19 protein-coding genes are annotated in these 17,287 nt (G+C 55.3%); 12 read left to right on the top strand and 7 right to left on the bottom strand.

The features are described 5' to 3' along the window. Window position 1 precedes the first annotated feature (1 nt). From ACTIKR_RS03240 to ACTIKR_RS03225, 4 genes are all read right to left on the bottom strand, one after another. Window positions 2–802, bottom strand: a complete 801-nt coding sequence (locus tag ACTIKR_RS03240) for an ABC transporter permease (protein WP_442327142.1) — start codon at window positions 800–802, stop codon at window positions 2–4. A 9-nt stretch (window positions 803–811) separates the two neighbouring features. Next, window positions 812–1,639: an ABC transporter permease gene (locus ACTIKR_RS03235; RefSeq protein ID WP_442327141.1), complete on the bottom strand. Its 828-nt coding sequence runs from the start codon at window positions 1,637–1,639 to the stop codon at window positions 812–814. 73 nt (window positions 1,640–1,712) lie between these two features. Further along, window positions 1,713–2,726, bottom strand: a complete 1,014-nt coding sequence (locus tag ACTIKR_RS03230) for an ABC transporter substrate-binding protein (protein WP_442327140.1) — start codon at window positions 2,724–2,726, stop codon at window positions 1,713–1,715. Between the two features lie 33 nt (window positions 2,727–2,759). Further along, entirely contained in the window at window positions 2,760–3,776 is a 1,017-nt protein-coding gene (locus tag ACTIKR_RS03225; protein ID WP_442327162.1) for a LacI family DNA-binding transcriptional regulator, read from the bottom strand. 301 nt (window positions 3,777–4,077) lie between these two features. Here ACTIKR_RS03225 and ACTIKR_RS03220 point away from each other — a divergent pair, with 301 nt between their 5' ends. Next, on the top strand, window positions 4,078–4,401 hold the full coding sequence (locus ACTIKR_RS03220; protein WP_442327139.1) for a type II toxin-antitoxin system HicB family antitoxin: 324 nt from the start codon (window positions 4,078–4,080) through the stop codon (window positions 4,399–4,401). A 161-nt stretch (window positions 4,402–4,562) separates the two neighbouring features. On the opposite strand, the gene ACTIKR_RS03215 is transcribed toward ACTIKR_RS03220, so the two are convergent. Next, a complete protein-coding gene (locus ACTIKR_RS03215; RefSeq protein ID WP_442327138.1) occupies window positions 4,563–5,138 on the bottom strand; it encodes a c-type cytochrome in 576 nt (191 codons plus the stop codon). Continuing rightward, window positions 5,125–6,468 carry a sulfite dehydrogenase gene (gene soxC, locus ACTIKR_RS03210; RefSeq protein WP_442327137.1) on the bottom strand — a complete coding sequence of 448 codons (1,344 nt, stop codon included), beginning with the start codon at window positions 6,466–6,468 and terminating at the stop codon, window positions 5,125–5,127. Before soxC ends, ACTIKR_RS03215 begins: the two co-directional genes overlap by 14 nt. Window positions 6,469–6,606: 138 nt before the next feature. Here soxC and ACTIKR_RS03205 point away from each other — a divergent pair, with 138 nt between their 5' ends. After that, window positions 6,607–7,206, top strand: coding sequence for a TetR/AcrR family transcriptional regulator (locus ACTIKR_RS03205; protein WP_442327136.1), 600 nt, complete (start codon window positions 6,607–6,609; stop codon window positions 7,204–7,206). A gap of 275 nt (window positions 7,207–7,481) precedes the next feature. Next, on the top strand, window positions 7,482–8,081 hold the full coding sequence (gene wrbA / locus ACTIKR_RS03200; protein WP_193089480.1) for an NAD(P)H:quinone oxidoreductase: 600 nt from the start codon (window positions 7,482–7,484) through the stop codon (window positions 8,079–8,081). Between the two features lie 72 nt (window positions 8,082–8,153). Here the strand turns inward: wrbA and ACTIKR_RS03195 are convergent, their stop codons facing one another. After that, a complete protein-coding gene (locus ACTIKR_RS03195; RefSeq protein ID WP_442327135.1) occupies window positions 8,154–9,143 on the bottom strand; it encodes an NAD(P)-dependent oxidoreductase in 990 nt (329 codons plus the stop codon). A gap of 30 nt (window positions 9,144–9,173) precedes the next feature. Between ACTIKR_RS03195 and ACTIKR_RS03190 the strand changes: the two genes are divergently transcribed. The 9 genes from ACTIKR_RS03190 to acuI all read left to right on the top strand — a co-directional run bounded on the left by ACTIKR_RS03190 (window position 9,174) and on the right by acuI (window position 17,265). After that, window positions 9,174–9,491 (top strand): hypothetical protein, encoded by a 318-nt coding sequence (locus ACTIKR_RS03190; RefSeq protein WP_442327134.1) that lies wholly within the window; start codon window positions 9,174–9,176, stop codon window positions 9,489–9,491. 44 nt (window positions 9,492–9,535) lie between these two features. Continuing rightward, window positions 9,536–10,738 carry a mandelate racemase/muconate lactonizing enzyme family protein gene (locus ACTIKR_RS03185; protein WP_442327133.1) on the top strand — a complete coding sequence of 401 codons (1,203 nt, stop codon included), beginning with the start codon at window positions 9,536–9,538 and terminating at the stop codon, window positions 10,736–10,738. A gap of 64 nt (window positions 10,739–10,802) precedes the next feature. Further along, window positions 10,803–11,144 (top strand): carboxymuconolactone decarboxylase family protein, encoded by a 342-nt coding sequence (locus tag ACTIKR_RS03180; protein ID WP_193089477.1) that lies wholly within the window; start codon window positions 10,803–10,805, stop codon window positions 11,142–11,144. A 123-nt stretch (window positions 11,145–11,267) separates the two neighbouring features. Next, window positions 11,268–12,248 carry a tripartite tricarboxylate transporter substrate binding protein gene (locus ACTIKR_RS03175; RefSeq protein WP_442327132.1) on the top strand — a complete coding sequence of 327 codons (981 nt, stop codon included), beginning with the start codon at window positions 11,268–11,270 and terminating at the stop codon, window positions 12,246–12,248. Between the two features lie 40 nt (window positions 12,249–12,288). Then, on the top strand, window positions 12,289–13,785 hold the full coding sequence (locus ACTIKR_RS03170) for a class I adenylate-forming enzyme family protein (protein ID WP_442327131.1): 1,497 nt from the start codon (window positions 12,289–12,291) through the stop codon (window positions 13,783–13,785). Continuing rightward, entirely contained in the window at window positions 13,782–14,528 is a 747-nt protein-coding gene (locus tag ACTIKR_RS03165; RefSeq protein ID WP_442327130.1) for an enoyl-CoA hydratase/isomerase family protein, read from the top strand. The genes ACTIKR_RS03170 and ACTIKR_RS03165 overlap by 4 nt, the downstream gene beginning before the upstream one ends. A gap of 81 nt (window positions 14,529–14,609) precedes the next feature. After that, window positions 14,610–15,221, top strand: a complete 612-nt coding sequence (locus tag ACTIKR_RS03160) for a cysteine dioxygenase (protein ID WP_193089473.1) — start codon at window positions 14,610–14,612, stop codon at window positions 15,219–15,221. 91 nt (window positions 15,222–15,312) lie between these two features. After that, entirely contained in the window at window positions 15,313–16,080 is a 768-nt protein-coding gene (locus ACTIKR_RS03155) for an IclR family transcriptional regulator (protein WP_442327129.1), read from the top strand. Between the two features lie 198 nt (window positions 16,081–16,278). Next, the gene (acuI, locus tag ACTIKR_RS03150) at window positions 16,279–17,265 is read left to right on the top strand and encodes an acrylyl-CoA reductase (NADPH) (RefSeq protein WP_442327128.1); all 987 of its coding nucleotides are present in this window, start codon (window positions 16,279–16,281) and stop codon (window positions 17,263–17,265) included. Window positions 17,266–17,287 lie beyond the last annotated feature (22 nt).

The raw sequence follows: 17,287 nt of genomic DNA, 5'->3' as shown, positions 1-17,287 counted from the left end.
TTCAGTTGCCATAACGTTTTTGCGCCCAGTTGGCCACGCCTTGCAGCAACCAAAGTATGGGCAAAATGACCAGAATAAAAATAAGGGTATAGGCAGAACCTACTTCGATGCGCATGGAGGCATAGCTGTCGGCCAGCCCGACCGGAAGCGTCCTGGTCATGGGGGTATGCAGCATCCAGGTCAGATTAAACTCGCCAATAGAAAGCGTAAAGACCATCAGCATGCCCGCCAGAATTGCCGGAAATACTGCAGGCACCAGGACGCCCAGAAAGCGCTGGGCAAAGGAAGCGCCCAGCGTTCTGGCCGCTTCTTCGATAGCAAGCAGATCCGGTCTTTCAAATGCAGACGAGACCGTGCGCACCATGAAGGGCAGTGTAAACAGAATATGCCCGATCAGAATAAAGCCGAAACTTTGCCGCAACAGATTGATTTCACCGTAGGCCAGAATGAGCGCCAGCGCCGTGGCCAGCCCAGGTACGGCAACCGGCAGCGTCAGAATTTCTTCAAAAACGCGTGCAAAACGCGAGCGACTGCGCGCCAGTGCATAGGCGCAGGGCACACCAAGCAACAGTGTGCAAATCACGCAAACCAGGGCCAATATTACAGACGCGCTCACTGTTGAACCGTACACAGACCAGACTTCCTCAATCCAGCGCAATGTAAGACCGCTTTTGAGACCTGTGCGATAGTTGTTCACCAGCCCGGCCATCACGGAAATGATGACCGGTATGAACATGAACAAACAAACCGCACATGTGATGAAAAACAGAAAAGGCGCAGGTTTTTGAGATTGGGTAGTCATAACAAACTCCTACGCAGCAGGCGAGGACGTACCGGCCGCACGTGCGATAAACAGGACAGCCCAGGTCACGATCCCCAGGGCAATCGAGAGCGAGGCAGCGAGTGCAAAATTGGCATAGTTGGTAAATTCGTTGTAGATAGTAATGGGCAGCACTTCGAATTTACTGGCCAGCGTGAAGGCAGTTCCGAACGCCCCCATCGCGGTGGCGAAGACGATCGCACCACAAGCCACTGTGGTTGGCGCCAGCTGTGGCAACCATACATCCCGCGTGATGTCCCAGCGTGAGGCCCCCAATACCCGGGCGGCCTCCTCCAGTTGCCCATCCATGGCCTCGGCGGCAGCCGTGTATGAGGCAATGGCGCGCGGCAGCGAGAAATACAAGTAACCAAGAAACAGGCCAGCCACGCCGTAAGCAAAAGTGATACGCCCCATTCCCAACATACTGGCAATATCAGCAAACCAGCCTTGTCGTCCGCCCAGCAGGATAATAAAAAAACCGATAATGACACCCGGGAAGGCCAGCGGCGCCGTCAGCAACGAAAGCAGTACCTGGCGACCGGCAAAACGCCGGCGTGCCAGATAAACCCCCACCGCGCCACCAACCACCAGGGTGACAAACGTCGTGGCAAGCGAGAGCAGTACCGTATTGATCATGCTCCACATATACCGGGAATCGGTCAAGACAAGAAAATAGGTCTGCCAGCCCTTCTCTGCAGGAAGCGCGATCAGGCGTGCCACCGGCAGTATCCAGAAGGCAATAAAGAATACGATCACGGGGGCAAGGCACGCGAGCAGTATCGGACTGCGTTGGCGGCGAGCAGAAACACGGGCGGACATAATTTTTCCCTGTCTTGTCTATTTCGCATGTAATGGCGGTAAGTATCGCGCTGAAGACGCAGCCGCCAAACCATTAGCGCACTTGCTTCATGTAGCGCTCGGAAAAATCGCGTTGTACTTCGGCCATCCGTCCGTAATCGATGGCCTTGACGCGCGCATAATCGGCAGCAGGCAAAAACTTGGCTTGCACATCGGCGGGCATGGCACTGGCGCGCACCGGGCGCAGGAACGCTCGCGCCCAGATCGCCTGACCTTCATCAGACATGACAAAATCCAGCGCCTTGCGCGCATTGTCGGCATGTGGCGCATTGGCCACCAGACTCATCACGTAAGGCACCGCGACCGTACCCTCGGCCGGGATCACAAACGCCACGTTGGCGTTATCCTTGTATTTCGCCCGGTAAGCATTGAAGTCATAGTCCAGCAGAATGCCGATTTCGCCAGAGAGCAACCGTGCATAGGAGGTCTGCTTGGGCACAATGGGGTCATTGACCTGCAGGGCTTTGAAATAATCAATACCTGGCTGGAAATTATCCAGCGTTCCGCCCAGCGCTGCATTTGCGGCGACTGCGCCCACATAGCCAACAAAAGCAGAAGATGGATCAAGATATCCGATCAATCCCTTGTATTCCGGCTTGAGCAGGTCCTTCCAGGAACGGGGCACCGGTTTGCCTTCCAGCGCATCAACATTGACCATAAAGCCCATGGTGCCACTGTGTGTCGTGAACCAGTGACCATCGGGGTCTTTCAGATCGGCCGGAATATCTTCCCAATGCGCCGGTTTATATGGGGCCAGCACACCCTCTTTTTTCGCCTGAACGGCAAATGAAATACCCAGATATGTGATGTCTGCAACAGGATTGGCTTTTTCCGCCACCATCTGGGCTAGCGATTGTCCGGAGTTTTTATTGTCCGGCGGAATGGTGACCCCGGTCTTGTCCTTGATGGCTTTGAGCTGGGTACCCCAGTCGGCCCATTCCGTAGGACAGTTATAGCAGATGGCGCTTTGTGCAGATGCAGTAGTGGCGGCCGCCAGTCCAAGGCTTAGCAGACCGGCTTGAGCGAAACGTTTCAGAATGCGTGACATCCTAATCTCCAGAATAAAATAGGCAGTGATATGTCAGGAATTGGCGCAGTGATGTATTGGGGCCTGCGCACAGGACTCGCCCCGATGAAACTCGTAGTCAAGCGTGATGCTGTCGCCGGCGGCGGGCACCCTGCCCTCTTCAATAGATCTGACAAGCAACTGCACGCCCTCATGTCCCATCTCGGCATTGGGCTGGGCGATAGTCGATAAGGCAGGGGTCAGGTCCTGGCCAAGACCAATCCCATCGAAGCCGGTCACGCTGATATCCTGTGGTACCCGCAATCGGCATTGATGTGCCGCGCGCATGGCGCGCACTGCCAACAGATCGTTGGAGCAAATCAATGCGGTAGGACGAGAGTCTGTATTTAATACGCTTGAAATTTTCTCGATGGCAGTTTCAACAAACGGCACTTCAATCAACGCCGCTGGTTTGACGCGTGCTTTTTTCATGCCTGCCACGAAACCTGCATAGCGCTGCTGCGCCCGGTCAGACGCCTGCAACTGGCCACACACCATGGCGATTCTCGTATGGCCGAGCTGCACCAGGTCCTGTACCAGATCATGCACGGCGAGCTCGCCTTCAACCGACACACAGGGATGATCGGGATGACGGTTGTAAACCAGCACATAGCGCGTCTCTTGCGCTCGCAAATTGCGCACGGCTTGTGACGTTTGTGCATCGGATACCACCAGGAGCACGCCGTCCACACCGAAAGCCTGCAACTGCGCGACCGCTTCGATTTCATTTGCGATTTTGTATTCTGTGGTCGCCGGCATGATGGCATAGCCATGGGTGGCCGTTGCCTGCGTAATACCCTGCAGGCATTCAGCAAACACAGGGTTGGTCAGGGTTGGCAAAACGACACCGATCACGCGACTGCGTTGCGTTCGCAACGTACGTGCCGACGCATTCGGACGATAACCTTGCTCCAGTGCAACTGCCAGAATCTGCTGGCGCGTTCGTTCGTTTACCAATTGCGGCGCGTTAAAGACGCGCGAGACCGTCGCAGGCGAGACACCCGCCTGGGTGGCGATATCAAGAATCGAAATCCGGTCGCTGCGGTTTTTCATGGCATTGAAAACGTTTTATGAAAACGATTTCATTTTAGGTTTGCACTGTTACACCGATGTGACAATCGTGCACTGCGGCATGCATTGGGGACAGTGAAGACCATCTGATCGTTGTCCTGCTCAGCGCTTCGTAGATTCCGATATTGTGTACGGTCACACGGTACCAATAAACTCTGGAATATTCAAAACAGTAATGGCAAGGCCAAAACCTATCAGGTCAGACAGGTCTTGGCTGCGCTCGACAAAACCAAAAACACGCAATCAACTTTGAACGATGACAATGAATGTTAAACACTACACATACCGGGTAAGCTGGTCTCCCGAAGATCAGGAGCATATCGGCCTGTGCGCCGAACTCCCCTCGTTGTCATGGCTGGCTAGTGATCCGGCCCAGGCTTTGGCTGGCATTATGCAAGTCGTGGCCGAGGCGGTTCAGGATATGCAGCGCAACGGCGAAGTCGTCCCTTCGCCAATTGCAGATAAACGGTATAGTGGACAATTCCGGGTGCGGGTGCCACCCTTGGTACATCGCAACCTTGCAATTGCCGCAGCAGAGCAAGGAGTAAGTATGAATCGATTCGTAAGCGCCAAACTGGCAGGCTAGCCCAATCGTGAACAGTCGCCCTAAGAGGCACTCATCGGGCTCATGTATTGAGCAGCCTGCAGTTGCGGGAACATCGTTGATAGCGACCTCGACCTGACTACATCGCGAGCAATCGCGTTGATACAGCCAGGCCGATTACCTCCGTCCTAACACACCAGCAATTACTTCTTCAAACAATCAGTCATGCACCGCGTGTTCTTGGTGTCTGGTCGATCATCGACATAGAAATTATCGCGATTGGGCATCTTGACGGCTGCCAGTGACTTGGCATCCAGTGTTGCGTCAGCAGGCACGATGTTGTTTTTGCTTAACAAATAGGCTGTCACGCTGTACACGTCTTCGTTGCTCAGCGATTGCGGACTCTGGAACGGCATGGAGCGTCGCACGTAATCGAATATCGTCGTGGCATAGGGCCAGTAACTGCCGATGGTCTTGACCGGTTTATCGCTGGCCAGGCTACCCTGCCCTCCCACCAGTTTTGGCCCCAGGCCGCCTTCCAGATTAACGCCATGACAGCTCATGCACTGGGTTTTATACACTTTGTCTCCCAGCGCAACGGTTCCCTGCCCATCAGGCAGTCCGGTTCCGTCCGGCAAGATATCGATAGTCCAGCCAGCGATCTGCTCATGCCCTGCCGGCGAACCCAGCCCCTTGAAATCATGGGCTTGCTGGGCATATATGACAGATGACATTGCCATAAAACAGGCGCCTAGCATGAATTGTTTAAACCCGTCCATTGGTCACCTCTCCGGTCGTGGCGATTTTCCATGGCTGAATCGCATTGTTATGATAAAAAGAGACCTTGCCGCGTGCTTCAATCAGCTGGTCAAGCGTTGGCTGTACATAGCCGGTTTCATCGACAGCCCGGCTCATAATGACCTGTTCCTCGCCATTCCAATCAAACAAGAAGCGAAATGCCGTCAGGGCTTTACTTATAACTGGCTCCTGCAATGTGGCCGGCTGCCAGGTATTGCCGCCGTCTGTCGAAATATCAACGGCCGTGATTTTGCCGTGTCCGCTCCAGGCAATGCCGCGAATTTCTTGCGTTCCCTTGCGCGTGAGTTTATGCGTGCCCGATGGCTGGGTAATAAGGGACTTGCACTCCATCACAAATGAAAATTTGCGTGCACGCCCGTCAGCCATCAGGTCTGTGTACTTGCCCGTTTCCTCTCTTGTGTACCCCGGCTGGTCGGTCACATGCAGCCGGCGCAACCACTTGATGCTCATATTGCCTTCAAACCCCGGAACGAAAAGCCGGATCGGATAACCTTGTTCCGGCCGTAAACGCTCGCCGTTCTGGCTATAGGCAACCAGCACGTCGTCAAGACACTTTTCAATTGGAATACTGCGTGTCATGGCCGCACCGTCGGCCCCCTCGGCCACAATCCATTTCGCTTCTTTTTTCAGGCCCGCATGTTCCAGCAGCGTTCTCAAGGGAACGCCCGTCCACTGCGCACAACTGACCAGTCCTGCTACCTCGGCGGCTGTCTTTCCATAAGGTGGCAAAAAGGACGGATTGCCCGAGCATTCCAGAAAATAAATAGGTGAAACACTGGGAAATTGCCTGATCTCATCCATCGTGAATACCAAGGGCCGATCAACCAGCCCATGCAGTATCAGGCGATGTTCGGCAGGATCTATCTGCGGAACGCCGGCATGATGCCGTTCGTAAAACAGGCCATTGGGTGTGATCGCGCCATCGAGTTCCTGCAACGGCGAGGTGCTGTAGGCAGACATCGGCTCTTTGAGACCGGGGTACATATTTCTGATTGCCTTTTTTTCAAAGGCAGACGGCTTGCCATAAGGGCTTGCCGTCGGGCTGCCCAGGGAGCGGGTCCACTTGGGCACGTTCGGCGGCAAATTGGCTGCAGCATCAGCCGCTGCCTCTTTGGCCGTATCGGCTGCAAGCGCTTCGCGCGCCACGCCGGCCGTAGCCACTGCCGTCACTACAGCGCTGCTGTGCAAAAGAAAATTACGTCGACCGGCCCGGGTCCCTGCTGGCACAGGCGTCACCTGCGACGCCGCAGGCTCGGCAACTGCCGGTGTTGATGCATCATTGTCGTTCATATTATCTCCCCACATTGCCAATGTCATAAAACACACCGACCGACCGATCGGTTTTATGCATGATAACGATATCTACCTTGCTTGGCAAGCGCAACTTGCTGCTAAAATTGGCTCATTAACATCACATGACGCGCCACCATGGCCACAACCGAAGTCATCGCTACGGACCCGTCCGGGCAAACCCTGCAACAGCGCATCCTGAAAACAGCAGCGCAACTTTTTGCTGCCCACGGTTTTCATGCCGTTGGCATGCAGGCGCTGTGCGACGCGCTGCAAATCAGTCGCGGCGCGTTCTACCATCACTTCCGTAGCAAGGACGATGTCCTGGACGATATCTGCACCCGTTATATGACAGAGTTGGTGCACATGGGCCGGCAAACATTAAGGGAAGAAACGGATCCCGAGCGCTGTCTGCAGCGCCTCGGGCAGGATTTGCTGCAGGTGATTGCAGCAAATCTTCCGGAACTGACGGTGTGCTTTCGCGAAATTCAGAGCCTGGGCAGCGAGCGCCGCCAAAAGGTAATCGACCTGCACCGCAAATACGAATCTCTCTGGAAGGAAACAGTCGAACGCGGCGCGCAGACAGGGGCCCTGCTGCCCTACTCGCGGGTGCGCATGAAAGCCGTGCTGGGAATGTATTATTACAGTTATATCTGGCTCAACCCCGCACGGGCTGATGAACTGGCCGGCGCAATTGCGTCCTTCAACGACATCGCGTTAAAAGGTCTGCGAAAGTAATCCGGCCACGCGTCGCAGGCACGTTTGTCCAAGATGCCCATTGTTTCACTAAAGACTTCTGAAGTACTCAGTTCGTACGCACACAGGAAAAAGGTTAAGGTCAGCGCTCGTTGCAGCTTCCTGCCTGCAAACGTTTTCGCCGCTGTTTATTCGACAGCGGTGAACTGCGGTCACCTGCACGACTCTCGTTTTTACTATACTGAACGTACCGCATTTTGTTCGTACCCGGCAAGCATTCGCCAGCCGGTTCATTTACCAATGACAGGAGTTTTTGCATGACGAAGATACTTGTACTTTACTACTCCATGTATGGCCATATCGAGACTATGGCAAACAGCGTTGCAGACGGTGCCCGCCTTGTACAGGGCACCGAGGTCACTATCAGGCGCGTGCCCGAAACGATGAATGAAGAGGCCTTTGGCAACGCGGGTGGCAAAGCGGACCAGGTTGCGCCTGTCGCGTCTGTCCAGGAACTGGCCGACTACGACGCCATTATTATTGGTACGCCAACCCGTTTTGGCAATATGGCAGGCCAGATGCGTACGTTTCTGGATCAAACCGGCGGCCTGTGGGCCAAAGGCGCCCTTGCCGGAAAAATTGCAAGTGTCTTTACCTCTACCGGCACCGGCGGCGGCCAGGAAATGACCATCACCTCTACCTGGACCACCCTTGCCCACCATGGCATGATTATCGTACCGATCGGCTACACGAGCCAGGCCCTGTTCGACATATCGCAAGTCGGGGGCGGAACCCCTTATGGCGCCTCTACCATTGCCGGCGGAGATGGTTCGCGCCAGCCTGACGAGCGTGAGCTTGGTATCGCCAGGCATCAAGGTGAGTACGTGGCAAAAGTAGCGGTTAAATTGAAGGGATGATGAACAAGCGCCGGCGCTGGTCTGATGGGCGAGCCCGGCTTTGTCATGAGACCGGACAGACCTGCCTTTATCTCAGGACGACGTTTTCAGCATTTCCATCCGCTCCAATGCCCGCTGCGTCACCTCAGGATTGACCAACGGCGTTGGCAATTTCCCAGCAAGTAGATCCAGCGTCTGGTTTACTGACAACTCGCTGATGCGGCGCATGCTTTCAAGGGTAATGCCCGCGATGTGGCTACTTAGAATGACATTTGTCATCGCACGAAGTGGTGAGTCGTCAGGTAGCGGCTGCAATTCAAAAACATCCAGTGCAGCGCTTATTTTCTGCTGCGCCAGCACATCAACGAGATCGGCCTGGTTGATCACCGCACCACGCGCCACATTGATGATACTGGCGCCCTGCTTCATCAGGCCCAGTGTTCGCTGGTTTGCCAGGCCTCTGGTTTCTGCGGTCAGCGGACAGGCAAGCACCACGAAGTCGGCCGTTCGAAAACTATCGTCAATGGATGCTGCGCCGATGTAGTCGGGCATTTTGCTCGGATCGCGGCGATTGCCGATGACGGACATGCCGAACCCACAATGACAGATGCGGGCCAGCGCCTGGCCAATGGCACCGACGCCAATAATACCGACCGTTTTTCCATGAAGTTCAATGGCACCATCGGACAGCGCACGCGATGCACTCCATCCGTCGCTGCGAAGCAACGCATCTACCGTATGCAGGCGACGTGAAAGCAGAAGCATTTGACCCACCACATACTCCGCCACGGCAACGGCATTTGCACCGGGTGCATTGCTCACCGGGATTGCCCTGGCGGTCGCTTGCGCAACCGGAACGATATCGACCCCGGCACCGTGCCTGACAATACCGCGAAGACGATCAGCATGCGCCAGAACCGCAGCAGCAACGGGCGAACGCACAATCAGCACGTCGGCGTCACGTATCTCTTTGGCAAGCACCTGCGGATCCAGCGACGAAGCAACGCGCACTTGCGCATGTTCACGCAGGCGTTCAGTTTCGCTGGAATCAATCGGGTTGGTCAGCAGCACAATCGCACTCACGGGCGCTCCCTGGTTTGGGTTGATACGTCAATGGAACAACGTCTAGGCATCGACTGTGCGCGCGACAAGTGGCGCGCACTTCAAAAGCTTTTTTGCAAATGCGAAGTGTACCGTGGAATGGTGCAAAGCGCGCCATCAGGGAAAACCCACAGCAACCGATCTAGACCCATGACAATTGAAATATCGCCACACCTGATAAACGGTGTTGCACGCCCCCGGTCCATGCTCGGCATCGTTATTTCACATGAAAATTTTTTTGAAAGAGCTTTTCATTCCCACCAAATTGTTTTAGTATTCCCAAAACTTCCTATTTTTAAGAACAGTCATCCTAATAATTGGGATTTATAAATTAATACCCTCCAGTTTATAAACCGGAGTCAAAGGAGCCCAAGTTGAATATCACAGATGTCCAGACGCTGTCCTGCGACGCCGGTTGGCGCAATTACTATTTCGTCAAGATCTCGACCGACACCGGTATTTGCGGATGGGCGGAGTTTGACGAAGGCTTCGGTTCCCCCGGCGTTACCGCGGTCATTCAGAAGCTGAGCGAAATGCTTATCGGCAATCCGGTACCCAGCCAGGAACGGTTTTACGCCGAAGCCTACAGCCGAACCCGACCCGCAGCCGGCGGAGTGGTTGCCGAAGGCATTGGCGCCCTGGAAAATGCGTTGCTGGACGTGCGCGCCAAATCACTTGGCGTGCCCTGCTATGAATTGCTGGGCGGAAAGGTACGCGATAAGCTGCGCGTTTACTGGTCTCATTGCCCAGCCTGGCGCATCAATCATCCAAAGTTTTTTGGACCTGCCGTAACAGATCTGGACGGCGTCAAGGCCATGGGGGCCGAGGCGCGTGAGCGCGGTTTTACTGCACTCAAATCCAACACGTTCATTTTTGATGATGGTCCGGCCTACGCCTGGCGCCCGGGTTTTGCCGCTCCGTTCCATCCTGAATTGAATGCCGATCGCCGGATCATCCGAAACCTGCGCGATTGCCTGGAGGCATTGCGTGACGGTGCCGGACAGGACATGGAGATCCTGCTGGATCTGAATTTCAATTTCAAGACAGAGGGTTACCTGAAGATTCTGCGCGCAATTGCCGATCATGACATTTTCTGGGTGGAAATTGACAGCTATAGTCCCGATGCGCTTGCCTATATACGGAATCACAGCCCGCATCCGGTCAGTTCGTGCGAGACCCTGTTCGGCGCCCGGGAGTTCCTGCCTTATTTTCAGAAAAATGCCGTTGACGTTGCGATTGTCGATGTCGTCTGGAATGGTGCATGGCAGTCGATGAAGATCGCCAACCTGGCCGATATCCACGAAGTGAATGTCGCTCCGCATAATTTTTACGGCCATCTGTGCACCATGATGAACGCCCATTTTGCAAGCGCAGTGCCTAATTTTCGCATCATGGAGACGGACATCGACCGGCTTTCCTGGGACAGGGAATTGTTCACCTACGTTCCTGAGTATATCGACGGGCACCTGATCGTTCCGGACCGCCCGGGCTGGGGAACAGAACCCGTCGAAGAAGCCATCAGGGCGCACCCGCCAAAACCAGGTGGCGGATTGATCCAGCCGCGCCAGTCCCGATAGTTTGCCAACGACCATTTTTTCAACAACGCAGTGACTTCGCATCATTTACCAAGGAGACAACCACATGATCAACGATTGGAATTCAACACTGAGCAATCTTCGCAAGGGTGGCGCCGCTTTTGCCAAACATAACCCTGCGGTGGTAACGGCCTATCGTGGCCTGAACGAGGCGCTTGGACAAGCCAGGCACCTGGACGACAAGACGCGTGAATTGATTGCGCTGGCTGTGGCCGTCACCACGCGATGCGACGGCTGCATTTCGTCGCACGCTGCCGCAGCCCAGAAGGCGGGCGCAACCGTGGAAGAAGTCAGCGAGGCCCTTGGCACCGCGGTGGCGCTTAACGCCGGTGCAGCCTATGTGTATTCAGTACGTGCAATTGAAGCATTTGAGCAAATGGACAAATGAAGTCTCTGCCGGTGAAAAGGAATTTTTACCGGGCGCAGTTTGCGGGGGCGTGGCAACAATAATTCCAAGCCACGGGTAACAGTTATCACTTTCAGATCAGGAAGTACCCAAAGGAGAAACAAAATGAGCAGACAAACAGAACAAGCAGTTCGGTTGGGAACATCAATAGCGCTGGCCGCTGCGTGCATACTGGCATCTGCCAGTGCTTATGCCGCCTGGCCCGCCGATAAGCCAATACGCCTGATTGTGCCCTATGCCCCAGGCGGCGCCACCGATATTCTGGGTCGCGCGGTTGGAAACCAAATGGCCAAGGAGCTGAAACAAACAATTGTTGTGGAAAATAAGCCTGGCGCCGGCAGTATGCTGGGCTCGCAACAAGTGGTGCGTTCAGAGCCTGACGGTTACACGATTTTGCTGGGAAGTATTTCAAATGTACTGAACATGTATTTCTACAAGGACCCGCTTTATGATCTGCGCAAAGATCTCAAGCCGGTCGCGCAAATTGTATCCGTGCCCAATTTTCTGGCCGTGGGCAAATCGGTACCGGCAAAGAATGTTGCCGAACTGATCGCGCTTGCCAAGCAGAAACCCGGGGAACTCAGTTGCGCAACCTCTGGGGTCGGCTCCTCGCCCTACCTGTCGTGCGAACTGTTCAAGGTCATGGCTGGCATTGAGCTTATCAACACGCCGTTCAAGGGTGGTGCGCCCGCCATTCAATCGACAATCGGCAATCAGACGACCATGGTGTTTGCCAACGAAGCCTGGCCTTACATAGATTCGGGCCAGTTGCGTGGCCTGGGCGTTACCACTGCGCAGCGGTCGCCCTATTCCAGGGATATCCCCGCCATATCAGAAACATTGCCTAAATATGACGTTACCGCCTGGTACGGGTTCTGGGTGCCTTCCAAGACACCAGACAAGATCACCAATGCGCTAAGCAAGGCAGCCGCAGACGCGCTGCAAAGCCAGGAAGTATTGAATACCCTGAAGCAACTGGGCGCAACGCCAAAGCCGTCGGATCCGCAGCAATTTGCAGATTACGTCAATAGCGAAATTGATCGCTGGGCCGCGATCACCAAAGAGATGAATATTCAGGCTAAATGACACAGCAAGACATGGCAATACGCATACAACAGGAACCGTGATGCGACGACTAGGTGATGTACTGAAATATTGGGCAGAACATACCCCGAACAACCCGGCGATTTCGGATGAGATCCGCTCTCTCAGTTATGGGCAGTTGAACCAGGCTGTGGCCGATTGCCGGCGCTTTCTGGCCAGTTGCGGCCTTCGGCCGGGCGATCGCCTCGCGTTGATCGGGGAAAACAGCACTGTGCTGGCAACACTCATTCTTGCCGCCGGGCTTGATGATATCTGGGTTGTCCTGGAAAATGCCCGCCGTGCCCCGCTTGAAACCGATGCCGTATGCAGCCATGCCGAGCCTCGACGTATTCTTTACCTGACCGAGAACTCGCCTTCGGCCAGCGAGCATGCCAACCGTCACGAAGCGCAACCGGTAACGATGCCGTTTGGGACACTGGCAATGGGCCCGCTAATGGATACATTGCCAGAGCCGTGTTACGCATCGGCGCAGGACCAGGTGGCTGCGCTGATCTACACCACTGGTAGCACCGGCACCCCCAAGGGCGTGATGCTCACACACGGCAACTTGCTTTATATTGGTTCACTGATGCAGCAGCAGCGGCACCTGATACCCGAGGATCGGGTGTACGGCATTTTACCCATTACACATGTCATGGGCCTGTCTTCGGGTCTGCTTGGCACCCTGGCCTCTGGCGCCCATGTGCAACTGGTGCCGCGTTTTACCATTGCCCATTGCTTGAACAGTCTGAACCGGGAAGGTATCTCTGTTTTGCAGGGTGCCCCCGCCATGTTTTCCCGCCTGGCCAAATCGGAACAAATAGGGGATTTAAAGTCTACGACGCTCAGAGTCATTGCGGCAGGAGGCGCTCCGCTGGATCCCACCCTCAAGCGACAGGCGGAGCAGACTTTCGGTCTGACACTGCATAATGGTTACGGCCTGACCGAAGGGTCGGCTATCTGCTGGACCCGGCTGGAATCTGCGAATCCTGATTGTGCCGTGGGACCGCCCAACCCTGGCGTAGAGATTGCAATCCTGGATTCTGAAAATAGACCAGTCAAGCAGGGAGAACAAGGCTCATTGTGGGTCAAAGGTCCCAATATCATGAAAGGCTATTTTCGGGATCCACAACGAACTGCGGCAGTCCTGACATCCGATGGCTGGTTCAACACAGAGGATCTGGCCAGACAATTGCCCGATGGGCGCATCAATATTGAAGGACGCACCAAGGATCTGATTATCCGTTCCGGCTTCAATGTTTCGCCACTTGAGGTTGAAACCGCATTGAATGCCCATGAACAGATTCAGCATTCGGCAGTGCTGGGACACACCATCTGTGGCAACGAGCAGATCGTGGCAATGATCGAACTATACCCGGGCGCCTGCTTGAAAGAGGAAGACGTACGCCTGTTCTTGCAGGATCGCCTCTCTCCATACAAGCGGCCTGGAAGAATCTTTTTTGTCGACAATCTGCCCATTGCCCCCAATGGCAAGGTACTCAAACACCAACTGAAACAAACCCTGAAGGAGCTGACATGACCGATGCCGTGACCTATGAATCCCGTGATGGTATTGCCATTATCACCATCAATCGCGAAGACCGCATGAATGCCATCGGCCCTGAGGTGGAAGCCGGCCTGGCCCTGGCGTGGAAACGCCTGAATGACAGCGCGCAAGATCGCGTCGGCATTCTTACCGGTGCTGGCACCAAGGCGTTCTCTGCCGGCAAGGACATGGCCTCTGCGGCACCGCCCGATTACCGCAGCTTCACGCCCAATGTCGGCGTTCTGCTGGAAAAGCCGCTCATCGCGGCGATCAGCGGCTGGTGCATTGGCGGTTCCATTGTCCTGACGCTGATGTGCGATCTGTGCGTGGCCACCGAAGACGCCAAATTCATGTATCCGGAAGCCAAGCTGGGCTTTGCCGGCGGGATGATTGCATCGGCAGCAGCCAGAATTCCGCATAAGGTGGCAATGGAATTAATGTTGCTTGGCGAACCAATTACCGCCCAGCGCGCTTATGATGTTGGTATGGTTAACCGTGTGGTACCGGCAGGTCAGCATATGGTCGAAGCCATGAAACTGGCGCGCCGCCTGGCCGCCAATGCCCCATTGGTGATGACTATGCTCAAGCGCCTGGCCGCCCAGACCACGCCCATGAGTCCGGTAGAAATCGCCGGCCATGCCTGGCGGGAGAACCAGCGGGTGTTCGAGAGTGCCGACTTTGCCGAAGGTTTGGCAAGCTTTATCGAAAAACGCCCGCCGGCTTTCAAAGGACAGTAAAACCGTGCATGATTCTATAAACAGGGAGCGTTCACGCCGCCTGCAAAGTAACGTAAATTATTGAAACAAACCAAGAGACAAATGACAATGAATACGCCGAACCTGAACCGCCTGAGCGATTTTATTCAAGCAGCCACCAGACTCATGGACGGTCATGATGACAATCAGCAACCACCGGCTGGCATGAAGTCCTTGCTGGCAGATCTCGTTGCCCAGGACGACTGGCTGCCCGAATTCTGCACCGTGCCGCACCCCACTTTTTACCAGCAGTTTCTCCTGCACTGTGATCCCCTGGAGCGCTTCTCACTGGTCAGTTTTGTATGGGGTCCCGGACAACAGACACCGGTTCACGACCATATGGTGTGGGGATATATTGGCATGTTGCGCGGTGCAGAACTGAGTCAGCGCTATCGCACCAATCCGGATGGCTCGCTCACTGCAGACGGAGAGCCAGACCGGCTCGAACCCGGCATGGTCGACGCGCTGCTGCCGGCAGAAGGCGATATACATCAGGTGTTCAATGCATACGACGATAAGCCTTCTATCAGTATTCATCTTTATGGCGGCAACATCGGCGCGGTCAGCCGGCATGTTTTCGACCTTGCAAGCGGTCAGCCAAAAACGTTTATCTCCGGCTACTCTTCTGACCTGATTCCCAATGTCTGGGATCGTTCTGCGAGCCGAAAAACCTGATGTCGCCGGTATGACGAACGCGTTCTTTCCCCCTCCTCTGATGTATTCTGTCGCCTTATCACTTAGCGTACAGGGAAGGATATATAACGTCATGGATAAAACACTCATCAAAGGCCTGAAGGTGCTGGAAGTCGTTACTGGCTCTACCGAGAGAATCCGGACCATCGAGGAACTGGCCGATAAAGTCGGTCTGACACGCAGCAATACGCACCGCACTTTGCAGACACTTATTCATGCAGGTTTTGTGGCACGCGATGACCAGGACAACTACATAGGGGGTATCCGGCTGTTTGAACTGGCAGCGAACCAGCTGGCGCAGCTGGATCTGCGGCGCATCGCCTCTGGCGCCATGTACGTGCTGGCAGAAAGCACCGGAGAAACCATCCACCTGTCTGTACTGGACGGGTTCGATGTCGTGTATGTAGACAAGATAGACAGCCCGCAGCCAATTCGCGCTTACTCCATGATTGGCGGACGGGCTCCCGCCTATGCTGTCGCCACAGGCAAGGCCATTCTGGCTTATCAGACAGACAGTTTTCTGGACAGCCACGCCGGGCAATTGCAAAAGCATACAGCCGCAACCATGGCAGACCTGGATACACTGCGGCGCGCGCTGGCCCGGACAGTCAAACAGGGCTATGCCGTCAATCGCGGCGAGTGGCGCGACGGCGTTGGGGGAATCGCGGTCCCCATTTTTAACGGACTGGGACAAATTATGGGAGCTGTTGGCATTTCGGCGCCCCTGGATCGCCTGACACCCGCTCGCATACGCCAACTGGTTCCCGAAGTCATCCAGTGCGCCGGCGCAATTTCGCAACAGCTGGGCTACACCGCAAAAACAGCCAAGCCCGATACGTAGACCGCGTGAGTATCTCAACTGAAATGGAATGTGCTGTATGAGACATAAATAAGCCACACTTTGCATAGCGACGATCAGCCGCCAGCCATGGCGACTCGCGCTGCGTACAGGCAAAACAGGCTGTGTGCTTGAAGCCATCAGCTCAGCAGAAGCACTTGCTGAGCAACCAGTCATTCACCCAATTGGAGGAAATACCGAATGTTCAACGCCATATTGATTGAAAAAGATGATGCCGGATACCGTGCCGCAGCAACGTCCGTGGACGAGGCGCAGTTGCCCCAAGGAGACGTTCTTGTCGATGTGCAATATTCAACCATCAATTACAAGGACGGACTGGCTATTACAGGAAAATCACCAGTGGTCCGGCAGTTTCCCATGGTACCGGGCATTGACTTTTGCGGTACCGTCAGGCAAAGCCAGCACCCGGATTTTAAGACGGGGGACGCCGTGATCCTCAATGGCTGGGGCGTAGGCGAAACCCATTGGGGAGGCCTGGCTCAGCAGGCCAGCGTCAATGGAAAATGGCTGATCCGCCTGCCCTCGGGCATGAAACCCGAGCAGGCGATGTCCATCGGCACTGCCGGCTACACTGCCATGCTTTGTGTCATGGCGCTGCAACGCAACGGCCTGACGCCCGAATCGGGTGACATCCTTGTGACCGGTGCGGCAGGCGGCGTCGGCAGCGTAGCCGTCGCGCTGCTTTCCTCTCTGGGATTCCGCGTGATCGCATCCACCGGCAGGCAGCAAGAGGAAGAGTATTTGAGAAAGTTGGGTGCCGCCGAAATTATTGATCGCCATACCCTGAGCGAGCCCGGCAAACCGCTGGGCAAGGAACGCTGGGCAGGCGCCGTGGACAGCGTGGGCAGTCACACGCTGGCCAATGTTTGCGCAGGCATCAAGTATCGCGGCGCGATTGCCGCGTGTGGTCTGGCGCAAGGTCTGGATTTTCCTGCGTCCGTCGCGCCATTCATTCTGCGCGGCATTACGCTGGTCGGGATCGACAGCGTACACTGCCCGGTCAAGGAACGCCAGCAGGCCTGGGACAGGCTGAGCAAGGAACTGGATCCGGCCAAGCTGGCATTGATTGGCTCCCGGACGGTCGGTTTAAATGAAGTCATTCCCCTGGCCGGCCAGATTCTGGAAGGACAAGTGCGCGGGCGAATTGTTGTGGATGTGAATCGTTAGACAACGTTCACAATCGAGTTCA

The sequence above is a fragment of the Advenella sp. genome, from assembly GCF_052108595.1.
Lineage (GTDB): Bacteria > Pseudomonadota > Gammaproteobacteria > Burkholderiales > Burkholderiaceae_B > Advenella.
The sequence above is the reverse complement of the archived record's forward strand: the minus strand, read 5'-3'. Positions and strand labels throughout refer to the sequence as shown.

Excerpts from the sequence above, each read along its gene's own strand:
- ACTIKR_RS03240 (WP_442327142.1), bottom strand. The coding sequence starts at position 802 with ATGACTACCCAATCTCAAAAACCTGCGCCTTTTCTGTTTTTCATCACA.
- ACTIKR_RS03235 (WP_442327141.1), bottom strand. The coding sequence starts at position 1,639 with ATGTCCGCCCGTGTTTCTGCTCGCCGCCAACGCAGTCCGATACTGCTC.
- ACTIKR_RS03230 (WP_442327140.1), bottom strand. The coding sequence starts at position 2,726 with ATGTCACGCATTCTGAAACGTTTCGCTCAAGCCGGTCTGCTAAGCCTT.
- ACTIKR_RS03220 (WP_442327139.1), top strand. The coding sequence starts at position 4,078 with ATGAATGTTAAACACTACACATACCGGGTAAGCTGGTCTCCCGAAGAT.
- ACTIKR_RS03215 (WP_442327138.1), bottom strand. The coding sequence starts at position 5,138 with ATGGACGGGTTTAAACAATTCATGCTAGGCGCCTGTTTTATGGCAATG.
- soxC (WP_442327137.1), bottom strand. The coding sequence starts at position 6,468 with ATGAACGACAATGATGCATCAACACCGGCAGTTGCCGAGCCTGCGGCG.
- ACTIKR_RS03205 (WP_442327136.1), top strand. The coding sequence starts at position 6,607 with ATGGCCACAACCGAAGTCATCGCTACGGACCCGTCCGGGCAAACCCTG.
- wrbA (WP_193089480.1), top strand. The coding sequence starts at position 7,482 with ATGACGAAGATACTTGTACTTTACTACTCCATGTATGGCCATATCGAG.
- ACTIKR_RS03190 (WP_442327134.1), top strand. The coding sequence starts at position 9,174 with ATGGAACAACGTCTAGGCATCGACTGTGCGCGCGACAAGTGGCGCGCA.
- ACTIKR_RS03180 (WP_193089477.1), top strand. The coding sequence starts at position 10,803 with ATGATCAACGATTGGAATTCAACACTGAGCAATCTTCGCAAGGGTGGC.
- ACTIKR_RS03175 (WP_442327132.1), top strand. The coding sequence starts at position 11,268 with ATGAGCAGACAAACAGAACAAGCAGTTCGGTTGGGAACATCAATAGCG.
- ACTIKR_RS03170 (WP_442327131.1), top strand. The coding sequence starts at position 12,289 with ATGCGACGACTAGGTGATGTACTGAAATATTGGGCAGAACATACCCCG.
- ACTIKR_RS03165 (WP_442327130.1), top strand. The coding sequence starts at position 13,782 with ATGACCGATGCCGTGACCTATGAATCCCGTGATGGTATTGCCATTATC.
- ACTIKR_RS03160 (WP_193089473.1), top strand. The coding sequence starts at position 14,610 with ATGACAATGAATACGCCGAACCTGAACCGCCTGAGCGATTTTATTCAA.
- ACTIKR_RS03155 (WP_442327129.1), top strand. The coding sequence starts at position 15,313 with ATGGATAAAACACTCATCAAAGGCCTGAAGGTGCTGGAAGTCGTTACT.
- acuI (WP_442327128.1), top strand. The coding sequence starts at position 16,279 with ATGTTCAACGCCATATTGATTGAAAAAGATGATGCCGGATACCGTGCC.